This window comes from Nocardiopsis sp. NPDC049922 (assembly GCF_040660275.1).
Lineage (GTDB): Bacteria > Actinomycetota > Actinomycetes > Streptosporangiales > Streptosporangiaceae > Nocardiopsis.
Map to the genome: position 1 here is coordinate 169,494 of NZ_JBFAME010000002.1, position 15,978 is coordinate 185,471.

Sequence of the window (15,978 nt, forward strand, 5' to 3'; positions counted from 1 at the left end):
GAAACACCGGCTTCCATGCCTCTCTGCCTACCCTGACTCCGGTCCTACCGTTGGAACGCTCGGAAGGGCCCGGAAGTTGCGGAATCATACGTCGTTTTCGTCACGCTTGGCGAGTACCGCCGACTGTATCGCGCCCGGACCGAACCGCGCGGCGACCTCGTCCATCACGCGCTCGACGTCCCGCCAGCCGGTCTCCTCCTCGCCCAGGGCCAGCTGGCGCGGGGCCTCCTCCTCGGGGACGACGCCCTCCACGCGTACCCCGACCAGGCGGAGCCGCACCCGTTCCAGCCCGGCCGCCGCGTACAGCGCGCGTGCCACCGCGCTGATCTCCCGGCCCACGTCGGTGGCCTCCGGAAGGGTACGCGACCGGGTGATGGTGGAGAAGTCCGCCCGGCGGAGCTTGACGCTCACCGTGCGCCCCACCTGTCCCGAGGCGCGCAGGCGTCGCGCCACCTTCTCCGACAGCCGCAGCAGTTCCCGGTGGATCACCTCCGGGTCGTCCACGTCCGTGTCGAAGGTCTCCTCCGCGCCGATGCTCTTGTCGGGGGTCTCGGGGACCACGGGGGTGCCGTCCACCCCGCGCGCCAGCTCCGACAGGCGGGTTCCGGCCTTGTCCCCGAGCTCCCCCCTGAGCAGGTCGGGGTCGGTCCGGGCCAGGGCGCCGACGGTGCGCAGCCCGAGCTTCACCAGGGTCTGCTCGGTCTTGTCCCCCACGCCGGGCAGGGCGCCGACCGGGAGCGGGTCGAGGAAGGAGCGGACGTGGTCGGTGGGCACCAGGAGCAGCCCGTCGGGCTTGCAGTGCGTGGAGCCGAGCTTGGCGACGAACCGGGTGGCGGCCACCCCCACCGAGCACGTGAGCCGCTGCTCGGCGCGGACGCGCTCGCGGATCATCGCGGCGATGCGCACCGGGCCGCCGAGCCGCCTCCGCGCCCCGGAGACGTCCAGGAAGGCCTCGTCGAGGGAGAGCGGCTGCACGAGGGGCGTCACCGACCGCAGGATGTCCATCACGGCCTCGGAGGCCTCCCGGTAGGCGGGGCCGTCCGGGGGGAAGACGATCGCGTCCGGGCACAGCCGCCGCGCGCGCGTCATGGGCATCGCGGAGTGGACACCGCGGGCGCGGGCGAGGTAGTCGGCGGAGGAGACCACTCCGCGCGGACCGGCGCCGCCGACGATGACCGGGTGGCCGCGCGCCTCGGGGTGCCGCAACTGCTCGACGCTGGCGAAGAACGCGTCCATGTCGAGGTGCAGGATGTCGCAGCCCGCGTCCGGACCGGATCCGTCGGCGGGGAAGTCCGCCCCCAGGGGGACGATGCCCTCGGGGGCGACCATTCCGCGCAACGCGGCGCCGCGTTCCAGTTGGCGTCGGCTCATGGGCCCAGGTTACGCCCGGTCGCCGACCTCACGGTGGGCGATGACGTGCAGCTGGGTGGCGATGCCGACCAGCTCGGGGTGTTCGGCGGCGGCCTTCTCCAGTTCCACCAGGTGCTGCCCGGCGTGGGCGTCGCCCTCCCAGGCGTGCCCGGGCAGGACGTCGGCGAACACCCGCACGCCCCGGACGCTCTCACCGGTCAGCCCGGCCTCGCCGACCAGGGACAGGAGCTGCTGGCGGGTGAACCGGCGCGGCATCGGGTCGCCCTCGCCCCACCGGCCCTCGGGGTCGGCGAGCAGGTGGGCGGCGTCGGTGATGTGCCCGGCCAGCGCCCGGTGGAGGGCGCCGGCGACGGCGTTGGTCACCAGAAGGCTGACCGCGCCGCCGGGGCGGGTCACCCCGACCACGTCGCGCAGCGCCGCGGCGGGGTCGTCGACGTACTCCAGCACGTTGTGCACCAGGACCAGGTCGGCGCTGCCCGGGGCGAACAGCGAGGCGAGGTCACGGGTCTCGCCCTGGACGCCGCGCACGGTGACGCCGCGTTCGGCGGCGCGGCGCTCCAGGGCGGCCAGGGAGTCGGGGCTCGGCTCGACGACGGTCACGCGGTGGCCGAGCTCGGCGAGCGGAACGGCGGCGCCGCCGGTGCCGCCGCCCGCGTCGACGATCTCCAGGGGCCCGGCGCCGAGGCGGGCCAGCAGGTCCGCCAGGGCGTCCCACACCACGGCGGTGCGCGCGGCGTTGGCCGCCCGTCCCGGTCCGGTCGCGCCGCTCGTGACGAAGCCGACGCCGGTCACGGTCGCGCTGGTCCTGTCAGTCACCTGGGTCCCCTCAGTACGGTGTCCCGACGTCCCGCCCGCGGCGGTCGTCAGAGGGCGAGCTGCGCCTTGTTCTCCATCAAGCGTGACAGAAGGCCGCTGACGAAGTTCGGCGACTCGTCGGTGGACAGCTCCTTGGCCACACCGACGGCCTCGGCGATGGCGACGCCGTCCGGGATGTCCTCCGCCCACAGCAGCTCGTAGGCGCCCATCCGCAGGATGTTGCGGTCGACGACGGGCATGCGCTCCAGGGTCCAGCCGATGGCGTAGGCGTCCAGCAGCTCGTCGATGCGCGCCCGCCGCTCGTCGACCGCGCGGGCCAGGTTCTCGGTGAACTCGTTGATCGGCGGCTCGGGCTGGGCCCTGCGACGTCGGATGACGTCCTCGACCGAGATGCCGCGCACCTCGGACTCGTAGAGGACCTCGACCGCGCGCCGACGGGCCTTGCGCCGTGCTCCGCTCATCAGTTGACTCGCCCGAGGTAGTCACCCGTGCGGGTGTCGACCTTGACGCGCTCACCCGTGGTGATGAACAGGGGCACCTGGATGGTGGCGCCGGTCTGGACGGTGGCGGGCTTGGTGCCGCCGGTGGAGCGGTCGCCCTGGACGCCGGGGTCGGTCTGGGTGATCTCCATCTCGACGGCGGCGGGCAGCTCGATGTAGAGCGGGTTGCCCTCGTTGGTGGCCACCGTGACCTTCGTGTTCTCCAGCAGGAAGTTGGCGTTGTCGCCGACGACGCCGGACCCGACCTCCAGCTGCTCGTAGGTGGTGGAGTCCATGAACACGAAGTTCGTGCCGTCGTTGTAGAGGTACTCCATGTCACGACGGTCGACGTCGGCGAACTCGACCTTGGCGCCGGCGTTGAAGGTCCTGTCGACGATCTTGCCCGTGAGGACGTTCTTCAGCTTGGTGCGGACGAACGCGCCGCCCTTGCCCGGCTTGACGTGCTGGAACTCCAGGACGTTCCAGAGAACGCCGTCGAGTCGCAGGGTCTTGCCGTTCTTGATGTCGTTCGTCGTGGCCACTTCGGTCGTCTCTCCAAGGGGTCTGACACGTCGGGGACCGGACACGCCGTTCCGGTCGGTGCTCGGTGGGTCGGGGCGCGGCTCCGTGGCTGCCCACGTGCTGACCAGCGACGGTGGGCGGCCGGGGGCGCACCCCTCCTGCGGCCAGTCTAGTGGCTTCGCGGGACGCGGGCGTCGCCGGCGACCGCGCGGTAGGCGGCGTCCAGCAGTTCGGGAGCGGGAGCGCTGAGGATGGTGGGGTTGGCCAGAGCGTCCAGGACGACGAAGCGCAGGGTGGCGCCCCGGGCCTTCTTGTCGACGCTCATCGCGGCGCGCAGCTCGGGCCAGGCCTCGGGCGCGTAGGAGACGGGCAGGCCCACCGAGGCGAGCAGGGAGCGGTGGCGTTCGACCAGGTCGGCGCTGATGCGGCCGTCCAGGCGGGCGAGCTCGGCGGCGAAGACCATGCCGATGGAGACCGCGTAGCCGTGCCGGAAGGTGTAGTTCTCGGCGCGCTCGATGGCGTGGCCGAGCGTGTGGCCGTAGTTGAGGATCTCCCGACGGCCGCTCTCCCTGAGGTCCCCGGAGACCACGTCGGCCTTGACGCGGACGGCGCGCTCGATGAGCTCGCGGGTGTGCTTGCCCTCGGGTCGGGTGGCGCCCTCGGGGTCGTCCTCGACGAGGTCGCAGATGACGGGGTCGTCGATGAACCCGGCCTTGACGACCTCGGCGAGGCCGCCCACGTAGTCGGCGCGGGGCAGGCTCGGCAGGGTGGCCAGGTCGCACAGGACGCCGGCGGGCGGGTGGAAGGCGCCGACGAGGTTCTTGCCCTCGGGGGTGTTGATGCCGGTCTTGCCGCCGACGGCGGCGTCGACCATGCCGAGGAGCGTGGTGGGCACCAGGACCGAGCGGACGCCGCGCAGCCAGGAGGCGGCCACGAAGCCGGACAGGTCGGTGGTGGCGCCGCCGCCGACGCCGACGATCGCGTCGCTGCGGGTGAAGCTGTGCCGGCCCAGGCGGGACCAGAGGTCGGCGGCCACGGCGGCGGTCTTGGCGGCCTCGCCGTCGGGGACCGGCATGGGCCGGACCGTGTACCCGGCGGCCTCCAGCACACCGACGACGGGGCGGGCGATCTCGCCGAGGCCCTCGGGATGGATGACGGCGACCTGGGCCGCGGAGCCGACCAGTGCGGGCAGCTCGGAGAGGACGCCGCTGCCGACCACCACGTCGTAGCGGCCGGACGGCTCGCCGACGCCGATGCGGGTCACGGTCACTGCGGGGCCTTTCCCGTCGTCCGCCCGTGCCCGAGGGTGGGCAGGATGGCGTCGACGATCTCTTCGGGGTGCTGGTCCGTGGTGGGCACGGTGACGGTGGCCAGGGCCTCGTAGACGGGCAGGCGCTCGTCGAGCAGCTTGCGGAGCCTGGCGCGGGGGTTGCCCGCGAGGAGGGGCCGGGCGACGTCCATGCCGACGCGCTTGGCCGCCTCGGCGAACTCGACCTGGAGGTAGACGACGTGGTGGTCGGCGAGGTCGGCCCGGGTGTCCTCGTTGAGGACGGCGCCGCCGCCGACCGCGATCACGCCCTCCCAGGAGCGCAGCCCCTCGGCCACGACCTCGCGCTCCAGGGCGCGGAAGCGGTCCTCGCCGTCCTCGACGAAGATGTCGCTGATCGGCTTGCCCGCGCGCTTCTCGATCTCGGTGTCGGTGCACAGCAGGTCCGCGCCGAGGCGTTCGGCCAGCGCCCGCCCGACGGTCGACTTGCCCGATCCCGGGGATCCGATGAGCACCGCGATCGCTCTGGCCACACTCGCCTGCCTGTCCATCCCCGTGTGCGCGGGGACATTCGCCGTTCTTCCTCGTCGCCCTCTGTCTAGCAGACGGGCCGCCCCGTGTGCGGGGCCGATGGGGTCGTCGCCGTCGCGCCGGGCGACCTCGCCGCGGGCTCCGCACGCGAAGACCCGTGGGCCCGGCGCGGGGCCGGGCCCACCGCCTCAGCGGATGGTGAGCGAGTCCAGGTAGCCGCGCAGGTTGCGCGCGGTCTCGGCCACCGAGTCCCCGCCGAACTTCTCCACGGCGGCCTCGGCCAGGACCAGCGCGACCATGGCCTCGGCGACCACACCGGCGGCCGGGACCGCGGTGACGTCGCTGCGCTGGTGGTGGGCCTGGGCGGGCTCGCCGGTCTCGGTGTCGATGGTGTCGAGCGCCCGGGGAACGGTGGCGATCGGCTTCATCGCGGCGCGGACGCGCAGCGGGTCGCCGGTGGTCATGCCGCCCTCGACACCGCCCGCGCGGTTGGTCCGGCGGCGCACGCCGTCGGGGCCGGGCTCGATCTCGTCGTGGGCGACGGAGCCGCGGCGCGCGGCCGTGCGGAAGCCGTCGCCGACCTCGACGCCCTTGATGGCCTGGATCCCCATCAGGGCGCCGGCGAGCCGGGCGTCCAGACGGCGGTCCCAGTGGACGTGGCTGCCCAGGCCGGGCGGCAGCCCGTAGGCCAGCACCTCGACCACGCCGCCGAGGGTGTCGCCGGACTTCTTGGTGTCGTCGATCTCCTCGACCATGCGGGCGCTGGTCTCGGGGTCGAAGCAGCGCACCGGGTCGGTGTCGACGGCGGCCAGGTCCTCGGGACGGGGCTCGGGCGCGCCCTCGGGCACCTCGACCGGGCCCATGGACACGACGTGGCTGAGGATCTCCACGCCCAGCGCCTGGCGGCAGAACTGGCGGGCGACCTCGCCGACGGCGACCCGGGCGGCGGTCTCACGGGCGCTGGCGCGCTCCAGGATCGGCCGGGACTCCTCGTGGCCGTACTTCTGCATACCGACCAGGTCGGCGTGCCCGGGGCGCGGGCGGGTGAGCGGCTCGTTGCGCGCCACACCCTCCAGCTCCTCGGCGGGCACCGGGTCGGGAGACATCACCTTCTCCCACTTGGGCCACTCGGTGTTGCCCACCTCGATCGCGACCGGTCCCCCCTGGGTCCGGCCGTGTCGGATGCCTCCGATGACGGAGACCTCGTCCTTCTCGAACTTCATCCTGGCACCACGGCCGTACCCGGCGCGGCGGCGGAGCAGTGCGGCGGCGATGTCGTCAGAGGTGACGGACACACCGGCCGGAAGGCCCTCCAGAATCGCGACGAGTGCCGGTCCGTGGGACTCCCCCGCGGTCAGCCAACGCAACATGTCCACGATCCTCCCATGGATCGTCGCCGGACGCGGCATCGGATATCACCATCCGGACACCAGGGGCTGTCCGGCCAGCACGGTGGCGAGCGTGGCCGCGACCAGGAAGGGCCCCAACGGGAACGGATCGCGCCGGGCGACGCGGCGCAGCACGAGGAGAGCCGCCACGACCAGGCTGAACGCCGTGAAGGCCCAGAAGACCGCGACCAGGGCGCCCAACGGTCCGGCGGCCCACCCGCAGTACAGGCCGGTCAGGCCGGAGATCTTGACGTCCCCGAAGCCCAGGCCCCTGGGGTTGACGCGCCACAACAGCCAGAACAGCACGGTGACCAGGGCCATGCCCGCGAGGGCGTCCACGGCCGCGCCGGGGTCGGGCCCTCCCGGCGCGACCAGGACGGCGGCGGTGACGAGCAGGACCGCCATCGGGTAGGCGGGGGCGAGGAGGTCGTCGGGCAGCCGCATGACCCTGATGTCGACGACGGCCAGCGGCACACCGGTGGCCACCAGCCACAGGACGGCCAGGTGGCCGAACGGGAACCAGGAGGGGTGGTGGACGGCCAGCGCCCCGGTGAGGGCGAAGAGCGCGGCGGTGGCGGCGACGACCGCGGGGTGGGGGCGCACGACCCGTTCGCAGTGCGGGCAGCGGCCGGTCCGGCGGAAGCCGCGGTCGGCCACGGCGGGCAGGGCGCGGGCGAAGCGGAGTTCGGCCCGGCAGTGCGGACAGCGCGGCGGTGGCGGTCCCTCGTCGTCGTCGGCGGGGTCGGCCACCGTGTCCGGCACGGGCCCGGGGGCGGGATCCGCGGTCCCGTCCGCGGCACCGGCGCTCACCTCGCCCTGGGCGACCGCGCCGTCGGTGGGCCCCACCGCCCTCGCCGACGCGGCGGCGCCCTCCGCCTGACCGGTGGTCCGGTCCACCACGGCACCGCCCTCCGTCTGACCGGAGCCGCATGGCTCCGGCGCTCCGGCACGCCTGCCGGGCGTGCTCGGGCGGGCGGCCCCGAACAGGTACACGAGGCGTCCGGTGACCAGGCCGACCAGCGCTCCGCACAGCCCGAGCAGGACCGCGACGGCGGCGGTGACCAGCCAGAGGTGGGGTGGGAGCGAGGACAGCGCGGGGGTGGTCATAGTCGGAAAGTTACCGTCGAAACGCGCGTGGCGACAGTGCCCGACGACGAGCTGTGGACGACCCGGGCGCGGTCAGTCCCGGTCCCTTCGGGCCCGCACGACGGCGCTGAGTTCGATGCCCCCGGGCAGGACGTGGCCGAGCTCGGCCCGCAGCCGTTCGGCCACCCGGCGCAGGGCCTCGTCGTCGCGCTGGTCGAGTTCGAGGCGGATGCCGAGCTCGGCCCGCTCGGAGTCGTGCACGCGCACGCGCCCGATCCCGAACTCGGCGTGGGTCACGCGGTAGACGAGCGCGAGGACCTGCGGGTCCTCCTTGGGTTCGGGAACGTGACCGTGCTCGGCGAGCAGACCGAGGAAGCGCCCCTGAACGGTGTAGGGCAGGGGCCCGGAGACGTCGACGACCAGTGCGTCGGCCCCCTCCTCCACGGCGGCCTTGCACGCGTCCTGGGTGGTGAACGGGACGGGGCGGGCGTCGGGGCGCCAGCGTCGGACCGCGTCCACCGAGGTGAAGGCGAGCACCCCGCGGCGGCCGTCCTTGCCGGTCATGATCGGGACCGCGACCTCGCTCGACTTGTCCTTGGTGAGCCCGGCCGCGCCGGTCTCCGTCTCGGTGGCCACGGCGACGACGGGGACGAGCACCCGGGAACCGGCGAGCGCGGACAGGACCTGGCGGTCGCCGACACGGCCGGCCGCGTGGTCGCGCAGGCGGGCCTCGACCTCGGGGTCGGCGCCGCCGTCGTCGTCGCGGAAGTTCTGGGCGCCGATGATGGATGGTCTGCTCACAGGGCCCGACTCTACCGGGCGCCGACGCGCGGTGGTGGGGCTCAGTCGGAGGCCTGTCCGGGGGTCACGCGGGTCTCACCCTCCAGTGCGGCGACGATCTCACCGAGCCGGGCGACCTGGGTGCGGTCCAACCGGTCGAACAGGAGGGCGCGCACGCACGCGGCGTGGCCGGGGGCGGCCCGCTCCAGGAGCGCGGCGCCCTCGTCGGTGAGGACGGCCCACAGTCCGCGCCGGTCGTCGTCGCAGTGTTCGCGGAGCACGAACCCGTCGCGTTCGAGGCGGGCGACCTGGTGGGACAGGCGGCTCTTGGAGACGATCACGCTGTCGGCGAGCACGCGCATGCGCAGCCGCCGCCCCTCGGCCTCGGAGAGGTGGACGAGGATGCCGTACTCGACGATGGAGAGCCCGCAGCGGGAGCGCAGGTCCTTCTCCAGCTCGTGGTAGAGCGCCGCGTTGGCTCTGAGGAAGCCGCGCCAGACGCGCTGTTCTTCGTCGTCGAGCCAGGTGGCGTTCTCCATCTCTCCATCCTATCGACGCGGCCCGGGAAGGGCTGTCCGCACATTCTACTTCCGAGGAAGATACTTCTGCGCTACCTTGTTACAAGCAAACGAAAGGGGCCTCGCTCGGGTCCCGTCAGCGAGGGAGACAGACCATGGCAGCGCAGGAACTCAAGGCAGGCACCTGGAACATCGACCCCGCCCACTCGGTGGTCGGGTTCTCGGTGCGCCACATGATGGTGAGCAAGGTCCGCGGGCGCTTCGAGAAGTTCGACGCCACGCTCACCGTCCCGGAGGACCCGACCCGGTCCTCGGTGGTCGCGACCATCGACGCCGCCTCGATCAACACCGACAACGCCGACCGCGACAACCACGTCCGGTCCGCCGACTTCTTCCACGTCGAGACGCACCCGGAGTTCTCGTTCCGCTCCACCGGACTGGAGGCCAGGGGCGAGGAGTTCGTCCTCACGGGCGACCTGACGATCAAGGGGATCACGCACCCGGTCGAGCTCGCGCTGGAGTTCAACGGCTCCACGCTCGACCCCTACGGCCTGGAGCGCGCCGGGTTCTCCGCCACCACCACGATCAGCCGCAAGCGGTTCGGCGTGGACATCGAGCTGCCGATGGACGGCGGCGGCGTGGTCGTCGGCGACAAGATCGCGATCGAGATCGACGCCGAGTTCACCCGGCAGGCCTAGGGAGTCCGGGGGACCCCGAGCCGGGCCACGTGGGCGGACACCTGATCGCCCGGAGCGGGGGCGGACACCCGGCCCAAGGTGACGACACACTGTCACGAAAAGGCGGGGGCTCGGATATCGTCGGTGGGGGAGGGCGCGCGGCGCCCTCCCCCACTCGTGTCCGCGACCAGACCATGGGAGTCCACGTGCCCTCCAGCCCCTTCTCCGACGAGGTCGTCACCGCCGTCACCGCCCACATGAACGGCGACCACCCGGAGGACACCCTCGTCATCTGCCGCGCCCTGGGCGGCCACCCCGAGGCCACGGCGGCCCGGATGACCGGTCTGGACGGCGACGGCGGCGACTACGCGGTCACGGTGGAGGGCGTCGAGCGCGCCGTCCGCATCCCCTGGTCGCACCCGCTCACCGAGCGCGCCCAGATCCGCGCCGAGGTCGTGCGCATGTACCAGGAGGCCTGCGAGCGGCTCGGCGTCACACCGCGCGGCCACTGACGCTCCCGCTACCGGCCACGGCCGACTGTGCCGTGCCCGACACCTCGGAACTCCCACGGGCCACCGGGAGTCCAACGGGGTACGGAGGTGAACGGCGGCCCGGGTGACTCCACCGCGCGCGGCGCGCCCCAGCGCCTAGTGTGGAAGGGTCAGCCGATCCCCCGGACACCTCACCCGACCAGCGACCGAAGGGTGGCCCCGACCTCGATGGTCACGCCCGAACCCGGTGACGAGAACGCGCCGACCCGAAGGATCGAACCCACCGCGCCGACCACGCGGACCGAACCCGCCGCGGGCGCCACGCGGTGGGTCACGCGTGTGCTGCGGCCCGGCTCCGCCAGCGCTGAGGACGACGAGCCCACCCGCGTGGTCGGCCCCGGCGCGGACAGGACCAGCGTCCTGCCCGGCGGCGCCCGCACGGGCGGTCCGGAGCCCCGGACCGCCCGGCCGCGCGGCGCCGCCACCGGCGCGACGCCCGACGGCCGGGGCGGCGGCTGGTGGCGGACGCTCCTGGGCCCCGTCCTGGACTGGCTGACCCGCGTGGTCTCCCGCGTGGTGGTCGGACCGGCGGGCGACCTGGACTACGCCGTCCCCACCGACCTGCGCCGCCGCTACCGGATCCTCGGCCACCTGGGCTCGGGCGGCGAGGCCGTCGTCTACCTCGCCGAACCCACCGACTCCCCCGGCCGCCGACTCGCGCTCAAGGTGTACCGGCCCGGGCACGACGTCAACCGCGAGCTCCTCGACCGCCTGCGCGCCCGGGGCACCGCCTCGCCGCACACCCCCGCCATCCAGGGCTACGGCGCCGCGTCCAGCTCCTGGGGCGAGAGCCTGGCCTGGGAGGCACAGGAGTACTTCTCCCGGGGATCGCTGCGCACGGTCATGGACGAGGCCCCGCTGGACGACGAGCGGGCCCGCGCGGTGGTGTCCGCCGTCGCCGACTGCCTGCACCACTGGCAGAACGACCTCCAGCACAACCACACCGACGTCAAGCCCGAGAACCTCCTCCTGCGTTCCGTCGACCCGCCCGTGGTCGCCCTCACCGACTTCGGCGGCGCGGTCCGCGCCACGATGAGCCGCGTGTACGGGGGCCTGGCGGTCACCGAGGACTACGCCGCCCCCGAGGTGATCGAGGGCCGCCGCGAGGCCCCGGCCGCCTGGTGGTCCCTGGGCGTCATGGTCCACGAGCTGGTCACCGGCCGCCGCCCCGAGCGCGGCGGCAACTGGCTCACCGCCCGCAACACCGAGATCGACGTCTCGGCGATCACCGACGAACGCTGGCGCCTGCTCGCGCGCGGTCTGCTCGCGCCCTCCCCCGCCGCCCGGTGGGGCCACGACGAGGTCGCCCAGTGGCTGGCCGGGGAGCGGCCCCAGATCCGGACGGCGGGCCGCACCCGCCCGATCACCTTCGCCGGGGCCAGCCACGAGGACCCGCCCAGCCTGGCCTTCGACCTGCTCGACCGCTCCGACACCGGCGCGATGTGGCTGCGCACGCACTGGCCGGAACTGCGCAGCTGGCTGGACCGCGAGGTCAACGACTACACCTTCGACCGCTCGTACCTGACCGGACTGGACGCCGACCCCCGGTTGGCGCACGTGGCGATCAGCGCGCTGGCGGCCCGCTACGTCCCGGGCATGCCGCCCCGGTTCCGCGGCCACGAGATCGGCGCGGACGGACTCCTGGCGCTGGCCACCGGCGAGGCGAGCCGCCACGCGGTGGTGCGCGAGGCGGTCGCGTCGGGCGTCGTGGGGCTGGCGGCCCAGCACTGGTGCCCGCATCCGTCCTGCCGTTCGGGTGGCTCCGGCCGGTGCGCCCTGCTGGAGCGGGTGCAGCACGAGGTCCCGCTGGTCATGCGCAAGGTGGTCGAGACCGTCGAGCGGCTGGTCGGATCGGGCGCCGACGCGCCCCGGCGGCCCGAGCCGCACGAGGTGGACTCGGCGTGGGCGCGGGCGGTCGAGCTGGTCCTGGACGCCGACTCCGCCTCGACCCACCGCTCCGTGCTGCGCCGCCAGTCGTGGCACCCGACCGAGCGCAGCGCCGCTCCGCACGCGCCCTGGTGGGTCGAGCAGCGCCGACTCGCACTGCGCGACGGCAGGGGCGGTGACGCGGTCGCCACCCGCGCCGCCCTGGTCACCGCGGCGCTCCTGCTGCCGGAGGCGGTCCGGGTCGGAGGGCTGGTCTCCGAACGGGAACGCGCCGACGGTCGGGCCCGGCGGCAGGACCGGTGGGCGTCGCTGTCCGGCGCGGCGCGGGAGCGCTGGGACGGGGCCAAGGAGCGTTGGGAGGGCGCCCGTCGGCGGCGCTCCCAGGCGGCCACCGCCCCGACCCGGCCGGACCAGCCGCTGGTCGGGGGACCCTACGGGTACGGGGCCCCGGCTCCGCTCGGCGAGGAGGAGACCCCGGGGTCGCGCCGTGCCCAGGAGCGGGCCAGGCGCCGCGTCGACCGGACCATGAACCAGATCCAGCGGGCGATGCGGGCGGGCCGGTGCCGCCGGTTCGCCTACCCCGCCGCGCTGCTCGGCCTGGTCGACGGGTTGGGTCGGGTCCTGCGTCCGGACGAGGGCTTCTATCCGGAGAGCGCGTTCGTCACCTCCGCGTACTCGGGCCTGGTGGACTCGGCGCGCGACGGCGTCCTGGCCGGCCTGTCGCGCGCGGCGGGCGCGGTGACCGGCCTCCTGCCAGAGCCCGTGGAGACCGCGTGGTGGCTGCCGGTGGCGCTGTCGGTGGTCCTGGTGCTGCTGGGGCGGGCGGCGGCCAGCCAGCGCAATTCCTCCCGCGCCCGACGCCGCCTGGCCGCCTTCCGGTTGGCCGTGGCGGGCTCCCTGCTCATGGTCCTGGTCCTGCTGTCGACGGGGTTGGTGGCGCTGGGCTCGGGGGTGTTCATCCCGCTGGACGGGCTGCTGGGCTAGGCCGCGTTCTCTTCGGGCCCCGCTTCGCTTCGTCCCGCCCCTCGCCCGAACGGCGACCCCCTGGGGTCACCGTGCCGAGGACCGGGTTCACGCGCGTGTCACGGCCGGTCGATCAGGTCCCGGACCCGCTCAAGGTCCTCGGCGGTGTCGATGTCCTCGGGGCTGGCGATGTCGTCGCAGGCCACGCTGGTCACCAGGTGCGAGTAGGTGCGCAGGAAGGGGCGCGCTCCCACGTCGCGCACGGCCATGGCGTGCACGGTCGACCAGTGCTCGCGGCCGAGCAGCACCGGGTTGCGCGGGTTGCCGCCGTAGGTGGCCACGGCCGCTCGGGCGCCCTGGGCGTACACGCGCAGCAGGCGGCGCACCGCCTCGGCGGTGACCAGCGGCTGGTCGGCCAACGCGACCAGGACGGCGTCCACCGTGTCGGGCAGGGCGTCGATGCCGACCCGCACCGAGGAGCCCATGCCGCTGGCCCAGTCCGGGTTGAGCACCGTGAGGGCGCCGTGCACGGAGGTGTCGGCGGCGCCCAGCACCACCAGAACGGGTGCGCAGCCGCCCTCGGCCAGAGTGCGCACACCCCGGTCGACCAGGCGCTGTCCGCCCACCTCCACCAGGGCCTTGGGACGGCCGAGTCTGCTCCCCGATCCCGCCGCCAACAACAGCCCCGCGACCGTGCCCGTCCGTTCGCTCCCCGTGTCCGCCGTGTCCCCAGTCACCATGACGCGATGATGCCACGCGGCCGGACGATCCGTGCCGTACGCGCGGCGGTCGAAGTGCGAGGTTTCCGGGGACACGCCACCGACCCCTCCGTGACCAGGCAGTTCACGGGAGGTCGGGATTCGGTTCACCTGTGGGGCTGACCGAATCCGGCCGGAACGAGGGGGCGCGTGTCGCGGTGGATGCGGCCGGTCGTCTCCCGCAGGGCGCGCCCGCTCCCGCCCCACCGCGTCTGGACGAGTTCGGCCGCGATGGACACGGCGGTCTCCTCCGGGGTCCTGGCGCCCAGGTCCAGTCCGATCGGTGAGTGCAGGCGCTCCAGCTCCTCCTCGCGCACACCGGCCTCGCGCAGACGCTCCAGCCGGTCCTGGTGGGTGCGCCGCGAACCCATCGCGCCGATGTAGCCCGCGCGGGTGGCCAGCGCCGCCTTGATGACGGGGACGTCGAACTTGGGGTCGTGGGTGAGCACGCACACGACCGTGCGCTCGTCGATCTGGTCGGCGATCTCGTCCACGAACACGTGCGGCCACTTCACGACCACCTCGTCGGCGGTGGGGAAGCGCTTGGAGGTGGCGAACAACGGCCGCGCGTCGCACACCGTGACCCGGTAACCGAGGTAGGAGCCCAGGTCGGCGACGGCCGCGGCGAAGTCGATCGCGCCGAAGACCAGCATGCGCGGGGCCGGGGCGAAGGACTGGACGAAGACCTCCAGCGCGTCACCGCGCCGCTGCCCGTCCACTCCGTAGCGCAGGAGGCCCGTGCTGCCCTGGGCGAGCATGCCGCGCACGTCGTCGTCGAGGGCGTCGGTGAGGCGGCCGCTGGTCGGACCCAGGTCGCCCTCGGCGTGCGTGGGCCACACGACCCGGCGGCGGCCCAGACGGCCGGAGTCGGAGGGGTCGGCCACGACGGTGGCGACGGCGACCGGCTGGTGCCCGTCGATGGCCGCGAGCACCGACTCCAGCTCCGGGAAGGCGGCGCGGCTGATCGGCTCGACGAACACGTGCAGCGTTCCGCCGCAGGTCAGTCCGACGCTGAACGCCTCCTCGTCGCTCACCCCGTACGTGCGGCGGACCGGCTGGCCCGTGCGGATGGCCTCCAGGGCCTCCTCGTAGACCGCGCCCTCCACACAGCCGCCGGAGATGGAGCCGACGACCTCGCCCGAGTCGCCCACGGCCATGGCGGCCCCGGGGTCGCGCGGCGCGCTCTTGTCGGTGTCGATCACCGTGGCCAGTGCGAACGTCTCACCAGAGGCGAGGAGATCGGCCACGGCCGCTCGGATGTCGCGCACTCGGTACCCCTTCCGCGTTCCCCCACATGACCTTCGCTACCAACGTATGTGCCCCACGCAACAGGAGGGGAGTCCCCGTTCCGCCAAGAAACGGGGACCCCCCTGGTAGATGTCTACGAGTCGCCGGGTTCCGGTGCCTCGCCGCGCTCGTGCAGCATCGCGCGGAACTCCTCCAGGTCGCGGCGCGCCCGCTCCCCGTCGGCGCTCTGGATGCCCATCACCGCGAGGGTGGTGCCGTCGGACAGGTCCACCGAGGGCCAGGGCTCGCCGACGGGCATGCGGATGTCGACGATCTCCGGCCACGCCAGCACGTGGGTGCGGATGCCGTTGACCACCGTCACGTTGGTATCGGCGGCGACGAGCCTGGGCCGGGCGAGCAGGTGCAGGGCGGCGGCGATCGCCGCGCCCAGCAGGATCAGCAGCACCCGGTCCTGCGGCCGCCAGTCGTCGGGGAGGATGACCGTGAGCACGATCATGGTGGCCATGATCAGCAGCCCCATCCCGTAGGCGACGATCCGCACCGCCCGCGGCCGCCAGGTCCTCGGAAGCGCGGACTCGCCCGCCGTCTCGTCCACCGGTCGTTCCCTCGTTCTCACCGACTGCTCCAGGTTCAGCGCCGTAGTCCGCGCAGCGCCGCCGCCGCGTCCAGGGCGGCCCAGGCCGCCTCCGCGCCCTTGTCCTCGGCGCTACCGGGCAGGCCCGCGCGGTCGCGTGCCTGCTCCAGGGTGTCACAGGTGAGCACCCCGTTACCCACGGGGGTGGATTCGCGCAGCGCGACCTCGGTGAGCCCGTGGGTCACCGACTGGCACACGTAGTCGAAGTGCGGGGTGCCGCCGCGGATGACCGCGCCCAGGGCGATGACGGCGTCGTGCCTGCGGGCCAGCTCCTGGGCGAGCACGGGGATCTCGACCGCGCCCGCCACCCGCACCACGACCGGCTCGGCGGCGCCCGAGGCCTTGACCACGTCCAGGGCCCGGGCCAGCATCGGCTCGACGATCTGCGCGTTCCAACGGGTGACGACGATGCCCACCGACATCCCCGAGGCGTCGACCCCCTGGCTGTCGGGGCGACCTTCACCACTCATGTGTTACTCCCTGTGTTCTGATGCGGGTGGGG

The 15,978-nt window shown here is 73.8% G+C and carries 17 protein-coding genes; 3 read left to right on the forward strand and 14 right to left on the reverse strand.

The genetic code is table 11. The features are described from left to right. Nucleotides 1-84 precede the first annotated feature (84 nt). From dinB to AB0I72_RS05010, 10 genes are all read right to left on the reverse strand, one after another. Nucleotides 85-1,371, reverse strand: coding sequence for a DNA polymerase IV (gene dinB / locus AB0I72_RS04965; RefSeq protein ID WP_358563116.1), 1,287 nt, complete (start codon nucleotides 1,369-1,371; stop codon nucleotides 85-87). 9 nt (nucleotides 1,372-1,380) lie between these two features. Then, nucleotides 1,381-2,187, reverse strand: coding sequence for a methyltransferase domain-containing protein (locus AB0I72_RS04970; RefSeq protein ID WP_358563118.1), 807 nt, complete (start codon nucleotides 2,185-2,187; stop codon nucleotides 1,381-1,383). A gap of 47 nt (nucleotides 2,188-2,234) precedes the next feature. Beyond that, entirely contained in the window at nucleotides 2,235-2,648 is a 414-nt protein-coding gene (gene nusB, locus AB0I72_RS04975; RefSeq protein ID WP_358563120.1) for a transcription antitermination factor NusB, read from the reverse strand. Continuing rightward, nucleotides 2,648-3,208 (reverse strand): elongation factor P, encoded by a 561-nt coding sequence (gene efp / locus AB0I72_RS04980; protein ID WP_358563122.1) that lies wholly within the window; start codon nucleotides 3,206-3,208, stop codon nucleotides 2,648-2,650. The genes nusB and efp overlap by 1 nt, the downstream gene beginning before the upstream one ends. Nucleotides 3,209-3,357: 149 nt before the next feature. Beyond that, nucleotides 3,358-4,458, reverse strand: coding sequence for a 3-dehydroquinate synthase (gene aroB / locus AB0I72_RS04985; protein ID WP_358563124.1), 1,101 nt, complete (start codon nucleotides 4,456-4,458; stop codon nucleotides 3,358-3,360). Then, nucleotides 4,455-4,970, reverse strand: coding sequence for a shikimate kinase (locus AB0I72_RS04990; protein ID WP_358563734.1), 516 nt, complete (start codon nucleotides 4,968-4,970; stop codon nucleotides 4,455-4,457). The genes aroB and AB0I72_RS04990 overlap by 4 nt, the downstream gene beginning before the upstream one ends. A 204-nt stretch (nucleotides 4,971-5,174) precedes the next feature. Next, nucleotides 5,175-6,356, reverse strand: coding sequence for a chorismate synthase (gene aroC, locus AB0I72_RS04995; RefSeq protein WP_358563126.1), 1,182 nt, complete (start codon nucleotides 6,354-6,356; stop codon nucleotides 5,175-5,177). A 45-nt stretch (nucleotides 6,357-6,401) separates the two neighbouring features. Then, nucleotides 6,402-7,481, reverse strand: a complete 1,080-nt coding sequence (locus AB0I72_RS05000; RefSeq protein ID WP_358563128.1) for an A24 family peptidase — start codon at nucleotides 7,479-7,481, stop codon at nucleotides 6,402-6,404. Nucleotides 7,482-7,553: 72 nt separating this feature from the next. Then, nucleotides 7,554-8,261, reverse strand: a complete 708-nt coding sequence (locus AB0I72_RS05005) for an SseB family protein (RefSeq protein ID WP_358563130.1) — start codon at nucleotides 8,259-8,261, stop codon at nucleotides 7,554-7,556. Nucleotides 8,262-8,302: 41 nt separating this feature from the next. Next, on the reverse strand, nucleotides 8,303-8,779 hold the full coding sequence (locus AB0I72_RS05010; RefSeq protein ID WP_358563132.1) for a MarR family transcriptional regulator: 477 nt from the start codon (nucleotides 8,777-8,779) through the stop codon (nucleotides 8,303-8,305). 134 nt (nucleotides 8,780-8,913) lie between these two features. On the opposite strand from AB0I72_RS05010, the gene AB0I72_RS05015 reads away from it, so the two are divergent. From AB0I72_RS05015 to AB0I72_RS05025, 3 genes are all read left to right on the forward strand, one after another. Then, a complete protein-coding gene (locus tag AB0I72_RS05015) occupies nucleotides 8,914-9,456 on the forward strand; it encodes a YceI family protein (protein ID WP_358563134.1) in 543 nt (180 codons plus the stop codon). A 185-nt stretch (nucleotides 9,457-9,641) separates the two neighbouring features. Then, nucleotides 9,642-9,947, forward strand: coding sequence for a DUF2470 domain-containing protein (locus tag AB0I72_RS05020; RefSeq protein WP_358563136.1), 306 nt, complete (start codon nucleotides 9,642-9,644; stop codon nucleotides 9,945-9,947). A gap of 207 nt (nucleotides 9,948-10,154) precedes the next feature. Beyond that, entirely contained in the window at nucleotides 10,155-12,857 is a 2,703-nt protein-coding gene (locus AB0I72_RS05025; RefSeq protein ID WP_358563735.1) for a protein kinase, read from the forward strand. Nucleotides 12,858-12,955: 98 nt separating this feature from the next. On the opposite strand, the gene AB0I72_RS05030 is transcribed toward AB0I72_RS05025, so the two are convergent. The 4 genes from AB0I72_RS05030 to ribH all read right to left on the reverse strand — a co-directional run bounded on the left by AB0I72_RS05030 (nucleotide 12,956) and on the right by ribH (nucleotide 15,946). After that, the gene (locus AB0I72_RS05030; protein ID WP_358563138.1) at nucleotides 12,956-13,576 is read right to left on the reverse strand and encodes a nucleotidyltransferase family protein; all 621 of its coding nucleotides are present in this window, start codon (nucleotides 13,574-13,576) and stop codon (nucleotides 12,956-12,958) included. A gap of 125 nt (nucleotides 13,577-13,701) precedes the next feature. Further along, entirely contained in the window at nucleotides 13,702-14,862 is a 1,161-nt protein-coding gene (locus AB0I72_RS05035; RefSeq protein ID WP_358563140.1) for an XdhC family protein, read from the reverse strand. 113 nt (nucleotides 14,863-14,975) lie between these two features. Further along, complete coding sequence (locus AB0I72_RS05040) at nucleotides 14,976-15,437, reverse strand: PH domain-containing protein (protein ID WP_358563142.1); 462 nt, start codon at nucleotides 15,435-15,437, stop codon at nucleotides 14,976-14,978. Nucleotides 15,438-15,472: 35 nt separating this feature from the next. Beyond that, nucleotides 15,473-15,946: a 6,7-dimethyl-8-ribityllumazine synthase gene (gene ribH, locus AB0I72_RS05045; protein ID WP_358563144.1), complete on the reverse strand. Its 474-nt coding sequence runs from the start codon at nucleotides 15,944-15,946 to the stop codon at nucleotides 15,473-15,475. Nucleotides 15,947-15,978: the final 32 nt, after the last annotated feature.

Coding starts and splice junctions, on each gene's coding strand:
- dinB (WP_358563116.1), bottom strand. CDS start 1,371: ATGAGCCGACGCCAACTGGAACGCGGCGCCGCGTTGCGCGGAATGGTC.
- nusB (WP_358563120.1), bottom strand. CDS start 2,648: ATGAGCGGAGCACGGCGCAAGGCCCGTCGGCGCGCGGTCGAGGTCCTC.
- aroC (WP_358563126.1), bottom strand. CDS start 6,356: ATGTTGCGTTGGCTGACCGCGGGGGAGTCCCACGGACCGGCACTCGTC.
- AB0I72_RS05000 (WP_358563128.1), bottom strand. CDS start 7,481: ATGACCACCCCCGCGCTGTCCTCGCTCCCACCCCACCTCTGGCTGGTC.
- AB0I72_RS05010 (WP_358563132.1), bottom strand. CDS start 8,779: ATGGAGAACGCCACCTGGCTCGACGACGAAGAACAGCGCGTCTGGCGC.
- AB0I72_RS05015 (WP_358563134.1), top strand. CDS start 8,914: ATGGCAGCGCAGGAACTCAAGGCAGGCACCTGGAACATCGACCCCGCC.
- AB0I72_RS05025 (WP_358563735.1), top strand. CDS start 10,155: ATGGTCACGCCCGAACCCGGTGACGAGAACGCGCCGACCCGAAGGATC.
- AB0I72_RS05030 (WP_358563138.1), bottom strand. CDS start 13,576: ATGGTGACTGGGGACACGGCGGACACGGGGAGCGAACGGACGGGCACG.
- ribH (WP_358563144.1), bottom strand. CDS start 15,946: ATGAGTGGTGAAGGTCGCCCCGACAGCCAGGGGGTCGACGCCTCGGGG.